The sequence below is a fragment of the Gluconobacter sp. GP1 genome (genome assembly GCF_032913585.1).
Lineage (GTDB): Bacteria > Pseudomonadota > Alphaproteobacteria > Acetobacterales > Acetobacteraceae > Gluconobacter > Gluconobacter cerinus.
The window spans coordinates 8,340-9,883 of record NZ_JASGXC010000016.1 but is presented as its reverse complement, the minus strand read 5'-3'; the positions used below and the strand labels follow the sequence as shown (position 1 = coordinate 9,883).

The following is a 1,544-nucleotide window of genomic DNA, read 5'->3' as shown; positions in this document are numbered from 1 at the left end:
GCGGCAGCAACACCCTGTTCTGGGGCGACCTGCCCGGAGATCGTGCGCTCGACGAGGCCGCGTCCCTCGCAAAAGAAGCCGCTGCAGCCCCGGTTGTGGCGCCGAAGATCGACTTCCGCCTGTGTGGCACACGCGACCTGTCCCAGGGCTGGAAAGCGCGGGCGCGGGACAACCTCGCCGCCATTTGTCTCGTGAGCGAACTGGAGACCGAGGGGCGCAATGCAACGCCGTCCGAGCAGGCTTTGCTGGCGAAGTTTACGGGATTTGGAGCCGGGGAGCTGGCTAACAGTCTGTTCCCCCGTTCTGGCGAAGCGTTCCGCCAGGGCTGGGAAGAGATCGGGGTGCAGCTTGAGACGCTGACGAGCCAGCAGGAGCGGGCCGGACTGGCGCGGGCCACGCAGTACGCCCATTACACGCCGGAACTGATCGTGCATGCGCTGTGGGATCTGGTGGCGCAGATGGGGTTCCGCGGCGGACGTGCGCTGGAGCCGGGTTGTGGCACGGGTCTGTTCATGGGCGCGATCCCGGAGAAACTTGCCCCGAAGACGGCCTGGACGGCGATCGAGAACGACCCTCTGACCGCCCGCATCGCCCGCAAGCTGTTTCCGAACCAGTGGGTCCGGTCTGAGGACTTCACCACGGCGAAGATTGCCGAGCAGTTCGACCTCACGATTGGCAACCCGCCGTTCAGCAACCGCACGGTGCGTGGCACGGACGAGCTGGGGCGGCTTGGCCTGTCGCTGCATGACTACTTCATCGCACGCTCCGTCTCCCGCCTGCGTCCCGGTGCCATGGGTCTGTTCGTCACGTCACGCTGGACGATGGACAAGCGCGACGCCACTGCGCGCCGGCACCTGTTCGAAACGGCGGACCTGGTCGGGGCGGTTCGCTTGCCGGCTGGCGCGATGCGCGATGATGCCGGGACCGACGTGGTCGTGGACGTGCTGGTCCTGCGCCGTCGTGAGATCGGAGACACCCCGGGCGACACCGCCTGGCTGGACGTTGTGGACCTGTCCGACACCGACGAGGGGGAGGGACCGCTCAGCATCAACCGCTATTTTGCGGAGAACGGCCAGCAGGTGCTGGGTCGGCATGGCTGGACGAGCGGGCAGTTTGGGCCGGAATACACCTGCGCACCGAACCCGATGCTGATGCTCGACGACGCCCTGCCGAGCGCACTCTCCCGTCTGGCCGGACTGGCACGCTTCCCGGTGCCGCAGACGCTTGACGTCGAGGCGCTGCGGGACAGCCGACGTGCGGATGTCGGCACGGCAGGGGAGGGGGCGAGCCTCAAGGAAGGCAGCTACCTGATCGAAAAGGGCGCGCTGCACCAGATCATCGACGGACAGTCTGTGCCGGTGAAGGTCAAGAAAGGCGAGCAGAAGGACGGCATATTCCAGAAGCACGCGCGCATCATCGAAGGCCTGATCCCGGTTCGCGATGCCGCCCGTGCGGTCCTGCGCGCCCAGGTGGAGAACCTGCCCTACAGCGCGCTCCAGGCCGACCTCAAGCGCGCCTATCAGTCCTTTGTACGACAGTTCGGC

Annotated in this window: 1 pseudogene; it reads left to right on the top strand. The window is 66.7% G+C overall.

Annotation, left to right across the window (positions count from 1 at the left end):
• Positions 1-1,544, top strand: a pseudogene (locus R5H23_RS16140) (Eco57I restriction-modification methylase domain-containing protein); the annotation flags it as partial.